We start from the raw sequence: 22,383 nt of genomic DNA on the forward strand, positions 1-22,383 counted from the left end.
CTGACTAATTGAGTTTTATTGTGTTATGTAACCAGGTCTTCCCAAAACCTTTGTGCATCAGGTGTCATCTTTCAAAGTCTATACAATGGAAGACTGTTGAATTTCGTTGACATAGCTGGCCCCCTGGAGAATGTAAAATCCTGCTCCTAGCTGGGCGTTGGAACCCACATCATCCACATTAAATGAAACAAAAGTGAATCCATTATCCGAATCCAGATCTTTCGCCATCACTTCAATAGCAATCAATGCCTCATTCTCGGCACCATCAATAGAATCAGTATCAAAACTGGCTGCCTCCGATTGTTCCACAAGCATAAACTGACCAGTAGATTCGATATCTGTAGCACCGACTTTATGTCGAATCCGCCTGAAGTTAAGTGGCTTGGATGAACCTGAATTCGCAGCAGTATGCTGCTGCGCTGAAATCACAGGGTCATCTCCGGCAGTACCGATGGATGCCAACAATACAAAGAGACACCGGTCATAATTTTGGAGGTTGACTCTGTCCCCTGTATTCACATCCGCCGACAAGTCGATCGGCATAAAAGCAGGAATGATATCGTGACCTTCTAAAAATTCTTTATTAAACATTTAATGAGTTCCTAAATAATCGAGATTGCATGAAATAAATTGGACCAGCAGAGTAAATCAACTACTCTCTGCAAATGGAAAACTATGCACGAGTCGCCAGAGTGACAAAACTTGACTGTGTCGCAGTTCCCTTATAAGGAGTTAATGGCTGTGTCTCCCACGGCTTTCCATCAATTCGCATAATAAATCGCAGCGCCAGTTGATCCGTCAGAAATTCAACATGCATGGATTCTGCCTGTTCAATGCCGCCTTTACTGATGGTGATGTAGTCATCGAGGCTGGCTAGCAGAATATCTCCTTCTGTCCCCAAGGTTTCGTTGAACTCTGTTGGAATTACAGGACGTCCCATCAAAGTCGCATAAGACGCCCCAGAAAGTCCGGAAGGTGGCATATAAACTAACTGTCCACCAGCAGTGGAAACACCCAGACTCATCTGATGGAGCTGCGGTTCAGTATCCTGGTTAATAAACCAGGCAGAATTCATTCGTGAAGATGCTTTCATACGGCTCCACATCTGTAAAATATTTTCTGCCAAAATCGTATTTGCCGCCTGACCAGATTCTTTAGGAACTGTCACTCTTGCAGAAGATCGCATCACGCCCAGTGGTTTTCCAACACCATTGCCATTGAAGATGGATTCCCCCAGCATAAATTCCATTTCCTCAGTGACTTTTTTGTTTACATAAGATTCAAGAGCCATTCCATTGTCGTTAATTAACTCTTCTGTCAGATAAACCAACACTGCCAACTTGTTAAGTTTCAGCGTCGTTTCTCCGAGCTTCGGTGTTGAACCTGTTAATGGGTCGCCTTCACCCACCCAATAAGCACGCAATCCCCCTGAACGAGCTCCATCCGTGCGGCTGGTTTCCGAATCTGTCGGGAACGTCATATTATTTCCAGCGACCCGATAATGATCTGTGCGGCTGAAAATGTCGTTCTCATAAATTCGTGTCAGAATTTCCTGATGGAACTCAGGTAATACCGCGATGCCACCGTCCGCGCCTACAATTTCAGACATTCCCTGAATCGATTTGCACATTCCCCAGGATTTTTTTGTCTTGGCGATGACTTCGCTACGGTCTTTAAATCCACAGCGGATAAAATCTCCAAACGATTGAAATTCTGAAAATGGTTTGTAACCAAGGGGGAATGCGCGGCTCCTCTGCCCGGAGAACGTTTTTTTGAAAGCCTGATGGTCCGTTTGATTTTTCTCCGTTTCCCAATAAGCTGCCAGACGTCCCTGTTCATCATGATGAATGCCGCTCATATCTGGGCCATTTAGTTGATCTACACTTTTAGTAAGATTTTCAATGTTTGATGAGAGAGACTTTACTTTTTCTTCGAGTGTTTCAGACATAGAATGTCCTTTCTGATAAATTATTTTTAATAAGCATTTTACATCGGCGCAAAGATATCACTTTCCATTGAAGTCAATTGCGACCACATCAGATGTGAGGTAGCAGATCGGATACCTTCTGCCGTAATTCTTTTACTACACGCGATAGTGCTTCGACATTCTCCAACAGTCGATTTTCATCGCAGAATTTTTTCTGTTGAGCCAACAGGTTCGTTCGTTTGATTACATCTGCAATTTGCTGACATTGATGATCCGAGAAAGCATGGAGCTGTGAAGCTGATTCAGAATGATTTTTTGAAGCAATCCGTTTCAATCTGTGCGTAATCTCACTTGCTCCAGGAAAATCAATCGAATCAGAATCGTTATTCGCATTCAGTTCTTCAGAATTGTCATCAACAAGCTTGAACTGGGCATAATTCTCTGCAAACGTCTTCTTTAAGTTTTCCTGTTCAAACTCTAGTGTTAAGAGCAGCTTTTCCAGAAACGACTTAACGGGCGAATTTTCGAGTTCTGCTGTTTTTGATCTCACATTTTTTTTCATATCTGAGAAACAGCTTGAAATCGATTTTAAAATCAGAGCGCCTGGCGGTACGGACATTCCCAGATCGTATTCGTTCTCAGTATTTGAAGCTGATAATTTTTGTGGCTGGTCTCTCAGCTTCGGACGACTACTGGTATCATGCACTCGTGGGTTGTCTATGTTTTCAGATAAAATTAATGGAAGATGCTGATTGTCCGTTACATCATCAGTACCCGTTAGCGACCAACCAGGTATCTGGTGTTTTTTTTGAGGGAGCACCGTTCGTAGTGATTTTAATAGCGGCTCTACTATTTTGCGGCCTTCAATCGTTCCCCGATCAAGGGTTCTAGCGATGGCATCTGGATTGACGCCTAATGCACCCCAAGACCATTCAATCAGTTCCCATTGTTCCAATACTATTCCAATTCTGGAATTTGCTGTTTTCCTGGTTGATGATTTTATTGGCAGAGCACGTACCGAAGTTGCTCTGACTAAGCCCTCAGCGATCAGGTGGAATATCTGCAACGATTCCAGTGATTTGGAAGTGAAATAAGATGTCGCAGATATTTTTTCTTGGTCTACTTCAATTGCCAGACGGCCATCCGGATGCTGGCATTTTGCGATGGGGCATGTAATTTCGCCTAAACCATGCTCCCAGAGAACTACCGGGTTTTTACGGAAATTTTCAAGCTGCACTCCCGCAGGTTCGATAATGTCACCTTCGCGGTCTTCGCGAGGTGTGTTGATGATTGCTCGGGCAGACATCAGTCTTTCATCGATCATCGGATGAGTCTGACTTGCCAGTGAAAGTTCTGAAGCTTTACCAGCAATCTTGCAGAAAGCTCCAAATGTCTGCTGCCGGTTTTTGAGAAGAACTTCAAATGAATCTGAACTCTGGTTTGTATTCACTGTTTACCCCGCTGAGAAACATATCATGTTTGCGACAGGGCAGTGTTTTAAGATTCGGCATACACAGGTCAAGATACTAAAATCACAATATTGACTTTTTCCTGCACGATGAACTGCTCAATTTTCAGTATGAGGATGAACTCAGTTCTCACCGGTTCAAAGTTGAGTGTCCCGTGTCTCTGATTTATACTCTACAGGAAAAGAATTTTTCGACCTGATTCGATACAAATCATTCTAAGACAAATTAGTTCTGGACTATGTCCCGATTTATTGTATTGTCTTCAGGGACTTTGGAACCGAGCATGACAGTTCGAGAGATGCTATGGTTAATTGTGATGCGATACCGAAAGACTGCGGGGATACAATTCATCTAAGCCCGAAGGCGCAGCTATATCAATAAACTACATTTATGAATTATGCCGCTTTAGGTAACGACTCAGCATCTACTTGTGACTGATTCTGATTAGAATTGCTGAGTTCAGAAGAAGAAATGCGATTTGAATAAATCAGATTGATGAACTCTGGAAATGAATTCCACGGACCAGGATTCTGGTTCCAGACTACTGCGATTTTTTTAAAAAAAGTCATTTCGTATTTTGCAATAACCAGACTCTGTATCGTTTCATTTGGTTCTAAATCCGCGGGAGTCCATTGACGGGAACAAAGATCGTATGCAGGTTCGCCGTTCCTCCCGTTGGCAGGAATCTCATATAATATTGCCAGTTCACTGTCATCGTTCAGTTTTGCCGGGAAACTGCGGCAGGTATGGGGACGTGAATGGTAAATACTACAACGTCCTAAACCTTTTGGATGTTCCTCATCCGGTAAACATTCCATGAGAAATCGACACTTTGTGGTACCCGGAAACGAAACACTTGGAATATGCTTAAGGCAAATGACAAAAGGCACATTTAGTGCATCTTCAAAAAAGAAATGGGGAGCTAAATTGCGAGATATCAGTCCCTCCGAGTCCTCCCAGCGACAAGCAAAGTCCCAGAAATTCTTATTCTGGTATTGCGTAAATTGATGAATATCTGCACCAGAGATTGGGACTGCAAAAGAGCGACAACATCCGGAATGGCAGGAATCACAAATACCCATTTTACTTCTTATTCTGACAGGAATTCCGTGAGATAATGAGATATGATTTGATTCCATCACCCGAGACGTCTTTCACGTGGGGAAACTCAATTACGAATCAAACCATCAAACCCTTTCCAGCCTATCGTCATAATCGTTAAAGTCGCTTGAATACAATCCAGAATTCAAACAAGACATCTGGGGAAACTGCTGTATCCTTTTCAGCTATAACTTGTTTTATATGAATGACTTGACCGCGTCTGACAACCTCTTCATTCCTTCTCGTATCCCTTCAATGTTCTGAACACCAAATGTCAGCCGCATATGATTTTTTTGTATAACAGGTTGCTCACTGCTATCAATGCCGTGATCGAATGCATAGCACAACTCTCCTGGTACGTACATGACTTTATCCTGATGGATCGCTTTCTGAAACAGTGGGCTTTGAAACCCTGTTTCTATTGATTCAGGCAAAGTCATCCACACGTAAAGTCCACCCCTCGGGTGGATCCAATGCACGTTCCTGAATTTTGAGAAATAAGACTCCGCAGAATCCAGCATACAATCTCGTTTTTCACGATATACAGATCTCAAATAATCCACATGATCATAATATAAATTTTCACGAAGAGCATCTGCCAAGATATGTTGGCTCATATTTGTTGAGCCAAAATCATCATTTCCCTTTTTATCTGATATGGCCGCACACACCTGTTTCGATGCCACCCCAAATCCGACTCTCAACCCGGGAGCAAAGCTCTTCGAGAACGTTTGGGTGAGAATGACAGTTTCACCTGTCTTGTCAAAACTCCTGATACTGGGCAGAACAGGCCCGTCATAACAGAGTTCTCGATATGCAAGATCTTCTAAAATATGAATTCGATGTTGTTTTGACCATTTTTGAGCAACACCAATGACTTGCTTTCGCCGTTCTACCGAAAGTGATAATCCTGAGGGATTCTCATAATCACTTACGAGATAAATCATTTTCACTCTGTCCAACTGTCCTTGTGACTCCAACATTTCCAGCGTTGAATCCAGAGAATCCATACGCATTCCGGATTCATCTGTATCGACAGAAATGATTCGGGCTCCTAATCCCTGTAATACACCGAGAAAAACAAAATAAGTGGGCGCTGCAACCAGACAAATATCACCTGGATCAAGTAATACTTCACCTAAGAGTGACAAATATTGTTGTGAACCTGTTGTGACAATCAAGTTGTCTACTGTCACTCCCAGTTCTTCAGCTGATTTCTGTTCCAGGTTAGTTAAGTGTGTTAGAAGTAATTTTCTAAGAGACAACGAACCTGCAGTCGTCCCGTATTGAAGTGCTTCCCTGGCTGCCCCAGAATCTGAAAACAGAGATTCAAATGCGTTTTTTGTAATGGAAACTGGCAGACTGTTTTGATCAACTAATCCAGCCGCCAGCGATAGAACTCCAGGATTTTCAACTCCCTGTTGCATCAGATAACTGATCGGTAAATCGTGGCTCCAGGTTCTCTTTTTACTGAATCGAATTTCATTTGAAAGGGCCATTTTATTACTCGAATTGCCTTATTTGTGTATCCAGAAGCCGGCAACAACTCTATTAACCGGACCAAATGCTGCCTTAATATCATAATTGAGGTCTGAGTGATTTACTACGAAGTTGGATCATACAGAATTGAAATTGGGAGTCTCAATCAGCATACTGGAAAGAAATTCCGATGTTTGTATTTCTTAATGCCAAATACCAGTCTCCAGTTGCAGCTCCTGAAACAACATCTACTCAGTAGGAAACCGAATATTGAAATCGTTATTTTTCAGTTCATCCCTGTTGATATTTTGTTTGCTTGAAAGTCCTCTTCTGGCGGCTGAGACTTCCCCCGAACCTCTCGCCTTAAATGCCGGTTTACACCCCATAGACTGGGTGATTATAGCAATTTATGCGATCTCAACTATCTTCCTGGGTTGGCACTTCAGTCGAGGTCAAGAAGATACATCGGAATACTTTGTCGGAAGCGGACAGATGAATCCCATATTAATCGGGGTCTCATTATTTGCCACTCTGCTTAGCACTATCACCTATCTCTCGACGCCAGGTGAAATCCTGGGAAAAGGACCTGTATATCTGATAAAAGATCTCGCGATGCCATTTATCTTTCTTATTGTTGGCTTTGTAATGATCCCGGTTTATATGAGACAACGTGTCACCAGCGCCTATGAACTACTGGAAGAAAAACTGGGGCTGGGCATTCGATTACTCGGAGCAGTCATGTTTGTCAGCTTGCGATTGATCTGGATGTCGTTGCTGGTTTATCTGACAGCTAAAGCGATTACAACCATGCTGAATGTTGGCGAAGAATGGATTCCCTATATCGTATTAGGGACAGGTCTGGTTGCGATTATCTACACTTCACTGGGTGGATTGCGTGCAGTCGTGATAACAGATCTAATTCAAACGATTCTCTTATTTGGTGGCGCTTTACTGGTCATTGCCACAATTACTTATCATTTGGGTGGTTTTGGCTGGTTTCCAACAAAATGGGATCAAAACTGGGATACTCAACCTTTTTTCAGCTTCGATCCGTCAACACGAGTGACGTATGTTGGAACGTTTCTCTCAATACTGGTCTGGTATGTCGCGACCTCTTGCGGTGATCAGGTTTCAGTCCAACGCTTTATGTCTACAAAAGATGCAAGTGCATCCAGAAAGTCCCTGGCAGTTCAATTAAGCGTTTCTGTTATTGTTTCACTCACATTAGCCATGGTTGGTTTTGCTTTACTGGGATACTTCAAAGAATTTCCAAACGAAATCCCTGCAGGAATCGATCTAAAAATAGATGCTGACAAATTCTTTCCGCACTATATAGCCTATCATCTTCCAGTCGGAATTTCTGGATGCGTTGTATCAGCTATGTTTGCCGCTGCCATGTCCAGCATTGATTCCGGAGTTAACTCTATCACGGCGGTTGTCATGACAGACTTTCTAGATCGGTTTGACAAATCTCCGCGCACAGAAAAGGGTCACGTTTTTACTGCACGACTGCTGGCATTTGGTATTGGTACCATCGTGGTTTTATCCAGCTCTGTCATGGGAAGCATCCCTGGAAATATAACAGCTGTAACCAACAAAACAGCAAATTTATTGACCACGCCAATCTTTTGCCTGTTTTTCTTTGCTCTGTTTGTTCCGTATTCCAGACCAGCAGGAGTTATTGTCGGGGCAATCCTGGGAACGACAACTGCAGTCTTAATTGCATTCTCCGGACCAATCTTTATGGGCCCCAACGAACCCGATCCAATCAGCTTTCAATGGATTGCCCCCGCTGCGGTCACTGTGAATATTGCCAGCGGGTGTCTGGTCAGCTATCTGATTGCCTCTTATCAACGCAGCAATAAATCTGCCCACAGCTGAACATTGGCTGGTCTGCCACCTTGGACTTGTACTCACTCAGGGTATCTCAACAGACTTTGAATTCTTTTTTAGAAAGCTTAGTTTTTTGCAGTCTGGGAGCTGCCGAATCAGAGTCATGTTTATCTATCTCTTCATCTTCTTTCTGTAGTAAACTTGATCTCCCCTCACTGACAAGGTGATCGCCACCTCCTTCAGGTCCCAGGGGAGGCAACCCCCTGATTGCTCTCAATTCATCGACTTTGATTATTTTTGCACGGATATCTGTAGCCAGCCTTTTTTCAAGCAGATCCGGATCATCAATTTGGGTTGCCTCAATCTCTACGGTAAGATGTTTTCCAAATTGCGATGCTAGATGCTCGGTATCATCTTCTGCCAATAGATCAAGTATTGGCTGAACAGTAAGGCTTATAAACTGTTTAAGGCTCGCATAAAATGCTGCATAACTTCCTCCATCCGAGATCCCTGCAGCAATTCCCGGAACTCCATGCAAGGCAAGAATTGCATCTCTGAATTGAATAAAAGAAGAATTATAATCCATTTCCCGGGGAGTCGCCGTGAGAGCAACAACCTGTTCTCCTGTAGTAAAGATCGCCTTTCCTGTGTTTTCGGTTCCTCCATATTTCTGCTCAAACATCGCTGCTGCTGCTTCGAGCTCTTCACGAGTCGGATTCATGTCTTTGCCACATGTTACGACAATCGATGGATCTGCCCCATTATTCATCTGTGCCCATCGAGCGGAATCAATTTGATTGGCAGAATCAACCCATCTTGCTCCAGCACTTACCGGAGACTGTCCATCATCTTTATAAACCGGATGAGGCCAACGTGATATTTGGAGTTGAGAAATCGGAATTACATTTCCTACGACTTGATGAAACATACTCGTTTCTGCAAATGAACTGCCATGCGACTCACTAAAATATCTGAGAGAGGGAGTCTGGATTTTGTATCCACCTTCCGGAAATTCATGACTGGGAGGTACCGGGGTGGCAATCGCCGTGGGAATAACATACCTCTGGACCGTTTTTCCGAATTGATTGGGCACGTTCCATACAATACTGGTCCCTGTCAGTTGAAGCTGTAAGACACGTTCATAGCGAAATGAGGCGCCAGATTGAGTCGGGTTGGGATGCTTTAATATTTTACAAATCGGATGTTCGTTAGAGAGCGGTTCTGCTGCACCATATTCCCCGGCATACAAACTTTTGAACTGCGAATATCCGCTTTTATTTTGAATTTTCTCTTTTAGTCTTTGCTGTTTGGAGCCATTAATTGAATCATCATAAACTGAAACTGATGCCTGCATTGCTTGCAGACATATGGCCCGGATCGCAACAAAAGTCCATCCAGAATATTGATCAGCTTCCCTGCTATGATCACTACTCCAGGACCCCGGCTGCCCCGCCCCCAAAACTGCTCGTAATGCAACAGCAAACCGATTTGATTTTAAGCGTGTTTTAAGTTGTTTGAATGGATTCCACATTTGAAGCCTTTTTTCCGGTTTAAGAGAATCATATTATGAATGGGCATTTAAATCTTCAGGCGACCATCAACTGGCGCCGCCGCTGATTCCTCAATGCACTTAGGCAATAAACGACAGCGTCAGCACGATCGGGTGATCTTCCTAATCTTTCATGCAGCGTTTTCCCGTTGTAACTCGCATCTGAACCACGTCTTCCTTTGGGGGTGATATAGAATTTTTCGCCATCATGGCCAGCGAATATTTTTTCAGGAGCCACCAGTTCTTCTTTGAGCCGTTGATTATCAGGCAGAGCAAATGGCATCATGCGAAAGTCACCAGCAGGGTCAAGCCTTCTTGCTGTCTCCCCATACAACTCTGCCCTCTTATTTGCATATTTTTTGGAATCCAGAATACTGGTTGCGTTGCCATGAATTTCTATGACATGGACATTTCTTTTTTTCAAGGGGTCCCCCACCGCGTTCCCATACCCACCTCCCCAATCAATGCCAATCGGCACGATACCCTGACTTAAGTCGATTCCATATGTTTGCGCCGTATCCAGTACCCAGCACATCGTCTGCTGGGTATCAGAAAACTGACACTCATGGACAGCCCGAATCCCATATTGCCCTCCCACTGCTAAAACAGAAGTATCACCATACCTTGATGCTGCTACATCCAGCCCAAAACTCTCTACGGGCAAAATCCGCTCTAACAATTTCAACGCAAGTTCATGAGATTGCTCCCGGGCTCTCAGAGAAAGACGATTCCAGCGAGTCCAGAATTTCACAGGCTCTAACAGCCAGTCTGGGAGGATAACCTGTTTTTCAGGATCCTGATCAGGAAATTTTCCCAGTGCATATACATTACGTATAAGAGGATCTGCATCATTCAGAAGTGACATGAATTCGTCATAACAGGTCTGCCCTGGAATTCGCGGGCGCACCAATTGGAAATCATTCTCCGCGATGGGGCTTCCATGTGAGTAATAAGTACCAGCAATCTCGATACCCCCGATCGGCGCAACGGGTTGCTCCAGACATTTTTCTTTCACATTTGTGCATTCCCAGCCACTGACTGTGATACACCGAGTTTTGCCAAATTGATCTATAATCGTCTGCGTTTTATCGGGATCAACAATTGGAAAGGATTCCCGAAACGTACCGGATAAGGTCGATGGATTTGACAGCGCGAGAAATTTTTTGGCCTGCGTATTGGCCAGTTTATATTTATCTTCCAGATTGGGTGCAGTCGCTTCATCAAACCAGAATAGTACATGGGGTGAATGTGCACCTCGAAAGCCTTCAATATGCTGCGGGTTAGCTAGCGAAATTGAATGCTGATTGGTATCGAACACGCCAGAAGTTAAAAGTTTCCCAGGTGGCTTGCACCGCATTTTTCGCCACCATTTATCAACCTCGCCAAAGGCAATTTTTTGAGCTGTTCTCACAGAATCTCGTGTAATGATGATTTTTGCATCGTCCCAGATATGAAAGTAAGCACAGCAGGCGATTCCCGCTGCAGCCCCTTTACCACAACCTGTATTTCCTTTAACAAATACACGGCGAATCGTGGGATCAAACATCGATTCGAGAATATCCCACTGCCAGTCATCAAGCACCGCTTCAGGCCATTGGATATTAACATAAGGGCGGATGTCGCCAGATCGAGCCTGACGGATTGCTGCTTCAACTCCTGAATCCTCTTGTTTTTGTTCATGGGCATGAAGATGCTGTTCAAGCTCAAGCAAATATTCCACATAATCGGAGTCCAGATCAGTCAATTTTGCATTGCAAGATCACGGAAGAAGATACTTCGTAGATCATTCCTCGTTTACGGGATTTGATGGGAAGCTTGATATACAAGCTTCAAAGACTACCCATTCAACCTCAAATAGATTTAAATGATATTGAATCCCTATCCTTGCTATCGGCACGGGAAGGTCAAGATAATCCAAGGATAAGACTTTGCTTCCAGGTAAACACTCAGCACTTACTACTCATGAACTGCCATTTTCTTTGTTAACCAACAGGCTTCTATAAGAATTCATTCGTAATGTCATTTCCAGGAAAAGAATATTAGGAGAGATTAGATGAAATCGGTATTGGCTTGTGTATTTCTTATTCTGACTCTACTTCCCAGACATTCCGGAGCTGCAGATGAAAAAGTTAAAATTATTCCAGACGTAGTTTATGGTCACAAATTTGGTATGGCATTGACATTCGACGTTTTCCAACCTCAAAAGCCCAATGGAGCGGGAGTGCTGTTTATGGTGAGTGGCGGCTGGTATTCACGTTGGACTGAGCCTCAAAGTATGCTGGGTTGGTTTAATCCACTACTGGAAGAGGGATTCACCGTTTTCTGTGTCAGGCATGGTAGCAGCCCCAAATTTAAAATCCCGGAAGTGGTGGAAGACGTTCGACGCAGTGTCCGCTTCATTCGACAGCACGCACAGGAATATGGCGTTAATCCCAATCAGCTCGGTGTCTGGGGAGGCAGTGCAGGCGGACATCTTTCGCTAATACTCGGGACGACTTCTGATCAAGGTGATCCTGATACAAAAGACCCCGTTTTAAAGAACAGTAATCGGGTAGCAGCAGTTGCCGCCTATTACCCACCAACCGATATTCGAGAATTCGTGGATGAGAAGTCTCCTTATTACCACCGATTTCCTGCTCTGCAGTTCAAAGCGGATCTGGCAGATGATTTTTCTCCCCTTCTCCATGTGACCCCTGATGATCCGCCAACACTGCTCATACATGGAGACCAGGATAAACTGGTCCCCATAAGTCATAGTAATAATATTATGAAGAAGTTCGAAGAACAAAAAGTTCCAGCCGAACTGATCGTTATTAAAGATGCTGCACATGGCTTTAAAGGTGAAGACCAAAACCGTGCCAGTCAGGCAGTTGTGGACTGGTTCAAAAAGTATTTATTGAACCCTTGAAGAATTTTGTACGCCTGATTTCGTTAAAATTCTGCATTTTTGGGAGTTCTGGGAAACGGTATGCAATCTCTGATATTTGTCATTGATGTGATTAATTGAATGAGACGCTCGAAGCCTAATCCGAATCCTGAATGTGGTACAGTTCCATATTTACGCAGATCGGTGTACCACCAATATTCATCTGGATTTAAGCCGCCCTCTTGCATACGGTCTACCAGAATATCATAACGTTCTTCACGCTGACTTCCGCCAATAATTTCTCCGACTCCAGGAACAAGCACATCCATTGCGCAAACTGTTTTGCCATCATCGTTGCAGCGCATATAAAAAGGTTTAATCGTTCTGGGATAATTATATACTATTACAGGCTGCTTAAAATGCTCCTCCGTCAGAAAGCGTTCATGTTCAGACTGCATATCGCTACCCCATTCAATGGGGAAATCGAATTCTTTGCCACTGGATTTCACAATCTCGATCGCTTCTGAATACGAGATGCGAATAAATTCATTTTCTGTAATATTGCGTAAGGTCTCAAGAGTTGTTTTATCGATCCTTTGGTTGAAGAATTCCATATCCTCGGCACAATTCTCCAGAACATCACCGATAACAGTTCTCACAAAACTCTCTGCCAGTGCCATGTTATCCTGCAGATCGTAGAAGGGCATCTCAGGCTCAATCATCCAGAATTCGGCTAAATGACGAGTTGTATTTGAATTCTCAGCTCGAAAAGTGGGACCGAATGTGTAACATTCACCAATCGATGTTGCAAATATTTCTGCTTCCAATTGTCCAGAGACGGTCAGCGAAGCCGGCTTTCCAAAAAAGTCCTGAGAAAAATCGATCTTTGTCTGGACTTGAGCCAGTCGGTCTAAATTGAGTGTGGTCACCTGAAACATTTCTCCAGCTCCCTCACAATCACTGGTAGTAATAATGGGAGTCTGGATATAAACGAATCCCCGCGTCTGGAAGAATCGGTGGATCGCAGTAGCAGCTTCATTCCGGACCCTCGTAATTGCTCCAAAAGTATTTGTGCGTGGGCGCAAATGAGCAATTTCCCTCAAAAACTCAAAGCTATGTCGTTTTTTCTGTAGCGGATATGTTTCGGGATCCGCAGTACCATACAGATAGAACGACTCTGCATGTAATTCAATTCTCTGGTTTTTTCCAGGTGACTCAATCACCTTGCCGGTCACCGAAAGGCTACTCCCGGTGGTCACATCTTTTATCACTCTTTCATAGTCTGGAACATTTTGATCAATCACAATCTGCAGATTGGCCATACAGCTGCCATCATTCAATTCCACAAAAGAAAATCCACTTTTAGAATCTCGACGTGTACGAACCCAGCCACAAACCTTGATTGTTTCTCCCGGTTGAGAAGTATGCAGCGCCGCTTTTATTTTTGTTCGGATCATTGAAGTGACACTTTCCAGAATTGAATTATTTTCTTTTAAATCGCTTTTACACCAAGAGTTTAAGCACATGCAATACTTACTCTGCTTTCTGCATCCCTTTTTAATTTGCATTCTGGATTCTGTAAACTGTAATTCTGAAGAGATCATGGCAGGAGACCTGGGATAAGGACATACTGATATATCAGTTGCTGCCACTGATCCTGTTATTCCCGAAGGAGTGAGATGAATTTTAAACAAAATCTGTTCCACTCGGGATCTATTAATCAGTAGCAGAATTCAATGAGTTTCAATCGACTGGCTTTCACATCGGAATATTTTTTCAAGAAACATGTAGCAAAATATTATCAGAAGGAGCAGAATGAACATCCGGCCACAGGCCCGCCCGAAATTTAAAAACCGAACCTCAATTTTAAGTCTGATTATAAGAGATGCCGGAAATATCGATCGCTAATCTGGTAGATTTAAACGATGAACTGATCGCGATGATTCGCGCAGGGATCCCCCTTGATCAAGGACTGCGAAACGCAGCCAAACATTTAAATAAAGATTCAAAACGATTCACGGAACAGCTGGCTCTTAGAATAGAAGAAGGTTTTTCTCTGGAAGAAGCCATTGAGCCAGGGGCGAATGATCTACCCCATTCGTATATATCTCTGCTGAAATCAGCCATACGAATGGGAAAACTGCCGGAAGCACTGTCGGCTTATACCGCATTTGCACGATCAAGGATGGAACTGCGTCAGGAAATCAGTATAGCATTGATATATCCTGGCATTGTGCTGGTCATGGCTTTTTTTCTTTCACTATTCGCCTGCTTTATCATATTTCCGGAACTGCTTGAGATTCACAAAATGTTCGAAGTCCCCAATACGCGGTTAATGGATTTAGTCGCGAAGTTCTTTTATTTCTATCAGGGCTGGTTTCTGATTGTACCAGTAATATTTCTGTCCTTGATCATCAGTTGGAAAGCAAGCCGTTTCTCTTTCCTCCTTACAAGAGAGAAAAACACTTCTTTCTACAAGGGTGTATTTACCACAGTTGCCTATGGTTGGATACCAGGATATCAAAAATTGATCTCGGAAATGAATTTTTCGACTTTTACAAAAATGATCAGCATCCTGCTTTCCTATCATGTTCCATTACATGAAGCGCTGGTGCTGGCGGCTGGCTCTACCGGAAATTCGAAACTGATTTCAGAATCCGAATTACTCTCTAAAAAGTTGAAAAGCGGTTCTTCATTACCAGATGGAATTCAAAACAGTGAATATTTTCCATCTTATATAAAAAAGATGTTGATAAAGGATGCGCATCAAAACCATCTCGTTAGAATTTTTTCTGAAATTTCACGCGTTTATCAATCGCGAGTTTCAAATCGCATCGATTGGGTGAAACGTATTCTTCCGATCTCATTACTCGTCATAGTGGCTGGTGGTATCACCGCCAGTTACGCCATTATCGTTTTTCTTCCTTTTATTGAGTTATTAAAAATGCTAGGGAGTCCCACATTATAATGAGTCGCTATTCATATAGCTGTCTGAATAAAGAGGGGCAGGAACTGCAAGGAATTATTGAAGCAGCAAGTGATGAATCTGCTCGAATCAAACTGATGGAGCAAGGTTTAAAAATCCTGCGAGTTGACCTGTTATTATCCGAGAGCGACATCGATGCCGGAAAATCGGAGCGTCTTGAAATAGAAAATTTTGAATGTGTGCAGCTTTCTGACTTTGGAAAGGCTGCCTGGTATTCGGACTCAGAATATGTAAGCGATTTACCGAATTTTTCTCAACCGGAAATCCATGGAATTCCGCTGTCAGCCAGCTTTCTGACACTGGCTGAAGAAACCAGTTCTCGGAAGCTGTCTCGCATCTTCCAGAATATTGCAAATGATCTGGAACAAGGCATGCCCCCCGAAGACAGCTTAGGTCGAAACTTGAATTCAATACCACATCATCTGGAATCAATTATTCTGGCGGGAGCTCAAACCGCACACCTGGAATCGATCATCGAAGATTATATCGAAAGCCAAAGGTGTCTCGCGCAATCTCGTCACAAAATTCAAATTTCTCTCTTTTATTCTGGAGTGCTTATTGCGGCCTCTTTTCTGCTGCTTTATTTTTTGATGGTTACAGTAGTTGCCAGCTTCGAATCGATATTTGAGGGATTTGGCACTGAATTACCCAGCCTGACAGTTCTAGCCTTTCAAATTTCAGATCTACTTTCTGAACATGGTCTCCAAATTCTGGGTTGGTTTCTACTGTTATCAGTGGCTTTCTGGTTCGGTTTCGATTTATTTAAATTACAGCCTGTTCGTAGACGGCTGATTAATAAGATCCCTGTATTTGGTGGTATTCTCAGCAATACCTCTTATGCTCAATTCTGTCGTATGCTGGCCACTATGACTGAAGCAAAAATATATCTTCCTGATGCCATCGAACTGTCTGCAAAGACAACTAACGACCCCAATCTGATCGCGGGTTGCCAAGTACTGAAAAGTAGAATGAAAGAAGGCTTAAGTCTCTCAGAAACCTCTTCTGGAATTCCTCAGTTCTCAAAAAGCTTTATCCATATTTTTCGCTGGCAAGATCGTCCAGACATATTTATCGATTCTTTACGAGCCAGCAGCAATATTTTCCAGGCCAAAGCAAATATGAAAACCGGCTCTCTGGTATTTGCTCTACAGCCAATCATATTAGCTGGAATCTTAATTATTATTACATTCCCAATCGGGGCAATTTACTTACCGCTCATAAAGCTCCTCAATGATCTCTCGTAATCACCAGATTACTAGAAAGTTAAATCGTCAGTGGAATCACTTGGTCTTATATTCTGTCTGGCATTTTTTGCCTATTTTCCGATCGCAGGAGTCTCCTCAATTCTGCTGGCTCGCAGAATAAAAGACTTTGGTCACCAAGGCGTTAACCCACTGATTAAAGTCTGCTGGATTCTGTTTTCGTTTTTCCTGATGCTCTGCGGATTTGGTTTAACTGGTCTCAGCATTATTGTTATCCTATTCAACAAACAGTCATCCCTGGGTGCTTTACTTCTGGTTATCCCCAGCCTGATTCTCTATCTTGTTACCATCTTTCAGGAACTTCAGTGTATTCAAGTAGCTTCCGCTCTGAATCAGGGGGAGGAATACGACCTGCCCGAACGATTGCAGATGAAAATTCAATCAATACGGATTTTCGGCTGGATACTGGTGGGACTCCCCTCACTCATCTTCCTGCCCATATTAGTATCATTTTTACCATTACTACTGGCATGCTTAGTGCTCAGTTCTCTCATCAATATATTTTCATTAAACAAACGGGCTAATGAATCTGAATTACTCTGGTTATTAACATTATGTGTTGAAAAAAATATTCCACTGGGTCCTGAACTTGATGCCTATGCAGAAACGCAAACACGAAAGTATCGAACTAAAATTGAATTACTCAGTAGTCGAATGTATTCAGGCATCTCTCTTTCAACCGCCCTCTCTGATACTCCAGGACTCGTCCCTCAATCAGCTGTCGTAGCAATTCGTATTGGAGAAGAAAGCAATACTCTGGGTATAGCGCTCCGCGATGCTGCCGTGCAGTCTTCAAAATACCTGAAGAACGAATCAGGGAATCCAAGCGGTACCTATCTTGCGGTCTATGTGACCGTCATTGGAACGATCCTGTTTTCAGTTGCAGGTTTTATCATGTACTGGATCATCCCCAAGTTTAAAAAGATATTCATGGATTTCGGCACCGAACTCCCTCCCATGACTCTTACGGTGATTAATCTTAGTGAATTTATCATTGCCAATTTTTTTCTGTTCTTACCAGTCTTTTCAGTCCCGTTTACATTATTAATTCTGATACACATTGGGAATTATTACGGGTGGTCAAATCTACGAGTGCCTCACTTCACAGGCTGGTTCCCGCGTTTAAATACACCTGATTGCCTGAGGCAAATAGCCCAATCCATTTCGGCACAACAACAGCCTCAGGTCGCATTAAGTTCCGCTTCTCAATACCACCTTTGGTCAGATGTTAAAATAAGATCGCGGCTTGTAGAAACCAGTGTTAATCAAGGTGAAAACCTCTGGAAGTCTCTACAGAATGCTAAAATCATTTCCCGTTCTGAAGCGGCACTTTGTGACACAGCTGAGCGTGTTGGCAACCTGCCCGAAGTATTGAGGTCACTGGCATTCACGATAGAACAACGCAGAACCAGAAAACTGAAGGTACTGGCAGATCTCTTAAAACCAGTTGTTGTCTGTTTTCTGGGAGTCGTCGTGGGACTGTTTGTCATTGCATTGTTTATCCCCATGATTCATTTAATATTTGATCTCAGTTGAAATTAGATTCCATGATATACAAACATCAGAATAATTCAGAATGGAATAAACGGTCAGGATTTACCATCTTTGAAGCATTTATCTCATTAATCCTGGTCAGCACAGCTGTCTCCATAACAATACCGACTTTACGTGTCGTCAATCTTCAGAGAAAGTCCCTCAACGAGCGCTTTATTGCAACGACAACCCTGACCAATCTGTCAGAACGATTGAAAGCAGAAGAAACTTGGAACAGCCTTACTTCCCAAAGACTGGATTCATACCAGGAAGAAGTAACGAAAGAACTATCTTTAAAAGAGCCAAAACTCGCCTTCAACCTGATAGAAAACCCTAAGTTACCTGCGATAAAACAACTGATTATCCAACTGACGTGGCAAAATCCATATGGAGAAATTGTAGATCCTGTTTCACTCTCGATCTGGTTTTATAATCTGGAGGATAAAACATGAATCGCCTGCAGGTTAATCATTGCAGAATTCAGTTTATTCGATCAGCGCCTCATGGTGTATCCCTGATTGAAATGCTGGTAATGATTTCGTTAATCTCGGTCATTTTTACTGTGGGAGTAACCATGCTGGCATTTCTGATGCGAGTAGAGTTACAAGGAACAGACCGCATCCATAAATCATTTAACATCCAGAGATTATCGAAGCAGTTTCGACAAGACATCGCCTCTGCCAGAAGGGCATCACTCATATCGGAAAAGAAACAACAACGACAAAAACTGAAGTTAGATATAGGGGTTGACCGTTTCATAATTTACTCAGCTGGCGAAAACAGCTATGGAAATTTTATCAGCCGCGAACAAATAATTTCTGATAAGTTAATTTCACGGAATGAATATCCGATTTCAGAAGGGCAACTTCATTTTCGCATTGAAAATATCAACCAGCGCCAGATTGCTTCCCTGCAGTTAAAAATGACAACTGATAATTCTCATGAAAATGAGACGGTCAAAATGCCGTATAGTACACTCCAGTTTGATGCAGTGATTAACCGGAAATATTCTTATGTAATAAATAAAGAGCAATAAGCTTTAGGTGAGTTATGAAATTAATCGATCTCGATTCTTCATTCTCTCAGAACCACAATCTCATACCCGGTTCCCGTAAGGGCGCCGTTATCATAATCCCGTTAGTCTGCCTGATTCTTGCATTGGCTGTCGTCGGTGAATTGTTAAAGCAGACCTCACTTGAAATCAATCAATTAAAAAAATCGCAATTCCATCTACAGGCAACCTGGCTTGGCGAAGCTGCTGTCCAACGCACTGTTAGAAGACTTAAAGAAAACATGGATTATTCTGGTGAGGTCTGGCAGATCTCGTCAGAGGAAATGGGTGGGGTATATCCTGGAGAGGTGATTATCGAAATTGAGAGAAATTCTGAACAAAATCAAAGTACCATTTTAGTTCGAACCAAAGCAAGCTATCCGGCAGACGAAAGCAAACGGGTTCGCGTCATTCATGAATGGCCAGTCCAGCTTTAAAATTCAATTATTGAGAATTTATTCTCCTTCTCTAAAGACAAGCTAAACTGAAGGAATTGTTATGAAACACCTGGCATCATCTAATTCTGGTTATGAGCGGAGAATTCGTGGAGGTTTTACCTTAATCGAATTACTGGTAGTGATCGCAATCATAGCCATACTAATCGCCCTGCTGCTACCAGCTGTTCAACAGGCACGAGAAGCAGCACGTAGATCATCCTGCAAGAACAAGTTGCTCCAACTCAATGTGGCGTTGCAAAATTATGAGATGGCCCACAATGTATTTCCACCAGGCTCGGTCAATCCCACCGGTCCTATCCTCAATGAACCGAAAGGTTATCATGTCAGTTGGCTTTTGCAGATTTTACCCTATCTGGATGAGCGAACCGCCTTCAATAAATATGACTTTGATAGAGGTGTTTATGACCCCGCAAACAAGGAAGTTGCCAATTATCGTATTGCTACTTTACATTGTCCATCAAATCCGAATCAGGGTCATAGTTATGCCGGAGTACAAAACGATATCGAAGCATCGATCAGTGAAGATACTAATGGAGTCCTTTTTCTAAACAGCAGTGTCAGTTATGACGACATTCTGGATGGTTGCTCGAAAACTCTTTTTGTCGGTGAATTTATCGAAGGAAATCAACTGGGATGGGTCTCGGGAACACGCTCCACACTCCGTAATTCCGGCACTCGGATTAATTCAGATGACGGAAAGATATTTACCGGACAGGACGCATATGAAAGACGCTTCACGCCAGAGGATGAAAGAACTGATTCTGATACTCCAGTCACCAATACCAGCAATAAAAAATCATTTGTAGGCGGTTTTTCGAGTTACCATACAGGAGGGAGCCATTTTGGTATCGGTGATGGTGCTATTCGATTTTTAAGCGAAAATATCAATCAGTCTGTCTATGAAGCCTTGGCTAATCGGCACGATGGCCAGCTCCTCTCAGAATTTTAACTGATTGAAATGTCACACGTATTTCTATTCTTCTGTAAAATTGTTGCACCATGAAACTAATTCGAGAAAGCCTCAGGCACCATTCTGGTTTTGTGATGATCGAATTACTTACAGTCATTCTGGTTATCGCGATACTGATTGCACTTTTATTACCCGCAGTGCAGCAGGCTCGAGAAGCAGCACGGGCAACGACTTGTAAAAATAATCTTCAACAAATCGGCCTGGCTTTGCAAAATTACCAGATGGCACATCGTGTTCTTCCTTCGGGAACCGTTAATTCGAGCGGCCCAATTCTGAATCGACCTGTTGGGTATCATGTAGGCTGGTTGATTCAAATACTACCACAACTGGACGAAAAAACGGCCTTCATCAATTATGATTTTAAATATGGCGTTTACGATCTAAAAAATCGCACAATCGCTAATCACAATATCCCCGGACTTTATTGTCCATCTAATCCAAATGACACCTGGAACTATACTGGCTGTCATAATGACGTGGAGTCACCTATAGACATAAACAATAATGGCGTCTTATTTTTAAACAGCAGTATCCGAGAAAAAGATTTAAAGGATGGTCGATCACATACAATATTTATAGGAGAAGCAAGCGATGGTGGTTTTTTGAGTTGGACCTCCGGATCATCTTCTACTCTCAGGAATATGGGTAGCAAAATCAATTCCAACATGTCTACACCCAAGAACTATGGTTTGGGATTTAACTATGGAGGCAGAGGACATTATTCCTTTGAAGAGAACTCCGATTTAGCTGAGATGAATGAATTTGAAACCCAATCATCTCCTGATTTCTCAGATGAGTCTCCCAAAGTAATAAAAGAGCTAGCCCCGGAAGAGCGTTTATCGTTGCTGAAATCAGCTGGATTCTCAAGCAATCATACAGGTGGAGCCCACTTTTGTTTTGGAGATGGGTCAGTTAAATATGTCAGCCAGTTGACCGACGAACTGATTCTCAAAAACCTTGCTAACCGACACGACTCGAATCTGATTGGAGAATTTTAGAATTCATAAAATGCTTCCAGCTAACTTATACTTGAAATGGTTACTCGTACTTCTAGTGTTCGTTGTTACGAGCGAACAGGTTGCCGAAGCCATTGAATTTCATGATATTCGATGGGGATTTAATGATCGCCTTACTGCTTATCACATTAATCCTGTCACTGTGCTGGTCGAGAACCCGGATTCCACACCGTTTGAAGGTGAAATCTTTTTTCACCAGGAATCCTTTCGAGGACAACAAATTGATATCGCCCTTGCGGCAACCACATACGTTGCCCCCTTCGAAAAGAAATGGCTCCAGTTTTATCCCTATATTTCTGACTTTAATGCCAACTGGAGAATCAGTTGGAGCCAGAAAGGCATTCAGCACTCAAAAACTTTCCTGTCTCCCCGCCCGGTATCAGATAAGTCAATTATACAACTGGTCGCACCAGACAGATTGAGTACTGTCATCCCTGGTATCAAGCAATTTCCCGAGGATCTCTATCCTCCCGTTACAGGGGCGACAGATGCATTACAGATCATGCTCTTAGATCACCTTCCCAGATGGGAGAAAACGCGGCGTGAAGCCTTTAAAGAGTGGGTCTATTCGGGAGGCATACTGCACATCTTTCATAATTCAAATGGTGATCCGTTATTATTTCCTGATTCGTACTCTCCATTAAAGCGACAAGCTTCTCCTGCATATTATGGAAATGGAGTTGTCTATTACCACCAACAAAAGCTGAACGATCTTTCATATGCAGAGTTACTGCGGACTCTCAACGCAGACAAGAACAGTTCAGTTACCTCAAAAATATTGAATGTAAAAAAGAACCCAGTACAAGAGTCGGACGCCACATACGCTTCTTGCGATAGCCCAAGACTGGCGGACTCCCGAAAAGTGAATTATGCGGCCAGTTGT

Annotated in this window: 19 protein-coding genes; 11 read left to right on the forward strand and 8 right to left on the reverse strand. The window is 42.9% G+C overall.

The features are described 5' to 3' along the window. Nucleotides 1-78: 78 nt before the first annotated feature. The 5 genes from AACZ40_RS05880 to AACZ40_RS05900 form a co-directional block, all read right to left on the reverse strand. Nucleotides 79-591, reverse strand: coding sequence for a hypothetical protein (locus AACZ40_RS05880; protein ID WP_291167575.1), 513 nt, complete (start codon nt 589-591; stop codon nt 79-81). A gap of 82 nt (nt 592-673) precedes the next feature. After that, complete coding sequence (locus AACZ40_RS05885; protein ID WP_291167572.1) at nt 674-1,948, reverse strand: phage major capsid protein; 1,275 nt, start codon at nt 1,946-1,948, stop codon at nt 674-676. A gap of 88 nt (nt 1,949-2,036) precedes the next feature. Continuing rightward, nucleotides 2,037-3,377 carry a hypothetical protein gene (locus AACZ40_RS05890; RefSeq protein ID WP_291167569.1) on the reverse strand — a complete coding sequence of 447 codons (1,341 nt, stop codon included), beginning with the start codon at nt 3,375-3,377 and terminating at the stop codon, nt 2,037-2,039. 414 nt (nt 3,378-3,791) lie between these two features. Then, complete coding sequence (locus AACZ40_RS05895; protein ID WP_291167567.1) at nt 3,792-4,535, reverse strand: YkgJ family cysteine cluster protein; 744 nt, start codon at nt 4,533-4,535, stop codon at nt 3,792-3,794. Between the two features lie 159 nt (nt 4,536-4,694). Next, the gene (locus AACZ40_RS05900) at nt 4,695-5,996 is read right to left on the reverse strand and encodes a PLP-dependent aminotransferase family protein (RefSeq protein ID WP_291167565.1); all 1,302 of its coding nucleotides are present in this window, start codon (nt 5,994-5,996) and stop codon (nt 4,695-4,697) included. A 250-nt stretch (nt 5,997-6,246) separates the two neighbouring features. On the opposite strand from AACZ40_RS05900, the gene AACZ40_RS05905 reads away from it, so the two are divergent. After that, nucleotides 6,247-7,857 (forward strand): sodium/solute symporter, encoded by a 1,611-nt coding sequence (locus tag AACZ40_RS05905; protein ID WP_339673601.1) that lies wholly within the window; start codon nt 6,247-6,249, stop codon nt 7,855-7,857. Between the two features lie 46 nt (nt 7,858-7,903). Here AACZ40_RS05905 and AACZ40_RS05910 read toward each other — a convergent pair whose 3' ends face one another. Both AACZ40_RS05910 and AACZ40_RS05915 read right to left on the reverse strand, forming a co-directional pair. After that, nucleotides 7,904-9,340 (reverse strand): phage portal protein, encoded by a 1,437-nt coding sequence (locus AACZ40_RS05910; protein WP_291167559.1) that lies wholly within the window; start codon nt 9,338-9,340, stop codon nt 7,904-7,906. Nucleotides 9,341-9,395: 55 nt separating this feature from the next. Further along, entirely contained in the window at nt 9,396-11,078 is a 1,683-nt protein-coding gene (locus tag AACZ40_RS05915) for a hypothetical protein (RefSeq protein ID WP_291167556.1), read from the reverse strand. Between the two features lie 333 nt (nt 11,079-11,411). On the opposite strand from AACZ40_RS05915, the gene AACZ40_RS05920 reads away from it, so the two are divergent. Beyond that, on the forward strand, nt 11,412-12,266 hold the full coding sequence (locus AACZ40_RS05920) for an alpha/beta hydrolase (protein ID WP_291167553.1): 855 nt from the start codon (nt 11,412-11,414) through the stop codon (nt 12,264-12,266). A 23-nt stretch (nt 12,267-12,289) separates the two neighbouring features. Here the strand turns inward: AACZ40_RS05920 and asnS are convergent, their stop codons facing one another. Then, entirely contained in the window at nt 12,290-13,828 is a 1,539-nt protein-coding gene (asnS, locus tag AACZ40_RS05925) for an asparagine--tRNA ligase (protein WP_291167551.1), read from the reverse strand. Nucleotides 13,829-14,109: 281 nt separating this feature from the next. Here asnS and AACZ40_RS05930 point away from each other — a divergent pair, with 281 nt between their 5' ends. The 9 genes from AACZ40_RS05930 to AACZ40_RS05970 form a co-directional block, all read left to right on the forward strand. Next, nucleotides 14,110-15,192: a type II secretion system F family protein gene (locus AACZ40_RS05930; RefSeq protein WP_291167548.1), complete on the forward strand. Its 1,083-nt coding sequence runs from the start codon at nt 14,110-14,112 to the stop codon at nt 15,190-15,192. Then, entirely contained in the window at nt 15,192-16,454 is a 1,263-nt protein-coding gene (locus AACZ40_RS05935) for a type II secretion system F family protein (RefSeq protein ID WP_291167545.1), read from the forward strand. The genes AACZ40_RS05930 and AACZ40_RS05935 overlap by 1 nt, the downstream gene beginning before the upstream one ends. A 30-nt stretch (nt 16,455-16,484) precedes the next feature. Then, on the forward strand, nt 16,485-18,008 hold the full coding sequence (locus AACZ40_RS05940; RefSeq protein WP_291167543.1) for a type II secretion system F family protein: 1,524 nt from the start codon (nt 16,485-16,487) through the stop codon (nt 18,006-18,008). Nucleotides 18,009-18,019: 11 nt separating this feature from the next. Beyond that, nucleotides 18,020-18,457, forward strand: a complete 438-nt coding sequence (locus AACZ40_RS05945) for a hypothetical protein (RefSeq protein WP_291167540.1) — start codon at nt 18,020-18,022, stop codon at nt 18,455-18,457. After that, entirely contained in the window at nt 18,454-19,041 is a 588-nt protein-coding gene (locus tag AACZ40_RS05950) for a hypothetical protein (RefSeq protein WP_291167537.1), read from the forward strand. The genes AACZ40_RS05945 and AACZ40_RS05950 overlap by 4 nt, the downstream gene beginning before the upstream one ends. A gap of 14 nt (nt 19,042-19,055) precedes the next feature. Continuing rightward, nucleotides 19,056-19,493: a hypothetical protein gene (locus tag AACZ40_RS05955; RefSeq protein WP_291167534.1), complete on the forward strand. Its 438-nt coding sequence runs from the start codon at nt 19,056-19,058 to the stop codon at nt 19,491-19,493. A 61-nt stretch (nt 19,494-19,554) separates the two neighbouring features. Next, complete coding sequence (locus AACZ40_RS05960; protein WP_291167531.1) at nt 19,555-20,463, forward strand: DUF1559 domain-containing protein; 909 nt, start codon at nt 19,555-19,557, stop codon at nt 20,461-20,463. A gap of 95 nt (nt 20,464-20,558) precedes the next feature. After that, nucleotides 20,559-21,482: a DUF1559 domain-containing protein gene (locus AACZ40_RS05965; protein ID WP_291167529.1), complete on the forward strand. Its 924-nt coding sequence runs from the start codon at nt 20,559-20,561 to the stop codon at nt 21,480-21,482. A gap of 31 nt (nt 21,483-21,513) precedes the next feature. Beyond that, nucleotides 21,514-22,383 (forward strand): hypothetical protein (locus AACZ40_RS05970; RefSeq protein WP_291167526.1); only part of this gene is annotated, 870 nt, incomplete at its 3' end.

The organism is uncultured Gimesia sp. (assembly GCF_963972345.1).
In the GTDB taxonomy this organism is placed as follows: domain Bacteria; phylum Planctomycetota; class Planctomycetia; order Planctomycetales; family Planctomycetaceae; genus Gimesia.